This is a genomic window from Streptomyces phaeochromogenes, assembly GCF_001418655.1.
Lineage (GTDB): Bacteria > Actinomycetota > Actinomycetes > Streptomycetales > Streptomycetaceae > Streptomyces > Streptomyces phaeochromogenes.
In genome coordinates, this window is record NZ_LIQZ01000330.1 from 1 (window position 1) to 1,518 (window position 1,518).

1 protein-coding gene is annotated in these 1,518 nt (G+C 72.6%); it reads left to right on the forward strand.

The window, feature by feature from the left end:
• Nucleotides 1–117 precede the first annotated feature (117 nt).
• The gene (locus AOK17_RS36035; RefSeq protein ID WP_425424665.1) at nt 118–1,476 is read left to right on the forward strand and encodes a M20/M25/M40 family metallo-hydrolase; all 1,359 of its coding nucleotides are present in this window, start codon (nt 118–120) and stop codon (nt 1,474–1,476) included.
• Nucleotides 1,477–1,518: the final 42 nt, after the last annotated feature.

Sequence of the window (1,518 nt, forward strand, 5' to 3'; positions counted from 1 at the left end):
ACCCCACCCCCCGTCCCGCACATACGCCCCAGCAGAAGAACCGTCCTGGCCGCAACGGCGGCTGCCGGGGCCGTCACCGTGGGGCCGTCCGCGGCGCCCGCCGCGTCCGCTCCGGCCATGCCGACGGCCGAGTTGGTGGACACGCCCGCGAGGTCGGCCGAGGCCGCGCCGCAGGGCGCGCGCCCGCCGGCCACCGCGCAGGCCCCGTCCCGTGAGCTGCGCGCCCTGCTGAAGGAGATCGACCCGGACCGCATCGAGGCGACGGTCCGCAAGCTCGTCTCCTTCGGCACCCGGCACACCCTCTCCACCCAGGACGACCCGGACCGAGGCATCGGCGCGGCCCGCGACTGGATCCTCGCGGAGATGCGCTCGTACGCCGCCGGGTCCGGCGGCCGGATGACGGCCGAACTCCAGTCGTACGTCCAGGAGCCCGCGTCCCGCATCCCGACCGCGACCCGCATCACCAACGTGGTGGCGACCCTGCGGGGATCGGTCACTCCGGAGCGGGTGTACGTCGTCTCGGGCCACTACGACTCCCGCGTCACCGACGTCATGGACGCCACCTCGGACGCCCCGGGCGCGGACGACGACGCGTCCGGGGTCGCCGTGGCGATGGAACTGGCGCGGGTGATGGCGAAGCGCCGCCCGGCCTCGACGATCGTGTTCGCGGCGGTCGCGGGGGAGGAGCAGGGGCTGTACGGGGCCGCGCACATGGCGTCCCGGTTCAAGGCGGCCGGCACGGATGTGCAGGCCATGTTCACGAACGACATCGTGGGCAGCTCGAAGGCGGACGACGGGACGAAGGACCCGTACACGATTCGTCTCTTCGCCGAGGGCGTGCCCACGTCGGAGACCCCCGAGCAGGCGGCGACGCGGCGGTCGGTGGGCGGCGAGAACGACTCCCCGTCGCGGCAGTTGGCGCGGTTCGTCCGTGACACCGGGGACAACTCGGCGACGGGGATGCACGTACGTGTCGTCTACCGCCGGGACCGGTACCGGCGGGGCGGTGACCACATCCCCTTCCTCGAACAGGGCTATGCGGCTGCCCGGTTCACCGAGCCGGCCGAGGACTTCGCGCATCAGCACCAGGACGTACGGGTCGAGGGCGGCAAACAGTACGGCGACCTCCCGGAGTTCTGTGACTTCGACTTCACGGCCCGGGTCGCCCGTGTGAACGCCGCCGCGCTCTGGACCCTGGCCCAGGCTCCGGCGGCGCCGCGTGACGCGCGGATTCTGACGGCCGCGCTCACGAACTCCACGGAGCTGACGTGGAAGCGGGGGGCCGAGCCCGACCTCGCCGGCTACGAGGTCGTCTGGCGCGAGACCACGGCCCCCGAGTGGACCCACGTCATCCCGGTCGGCGACACAACCTCCCACGAGGTGGACCTGTCCAAGGACAACGTCTTCTTCGGCGTGAGAGCGGTCAACCGAGCAGGCTTGCGGGGCCCGGTGTCATTCCCGCTCCCGCAGACATAGGCCTTTCCCTCGCCCCCGCCGCCCTTACCCGTCCCGTCCCTG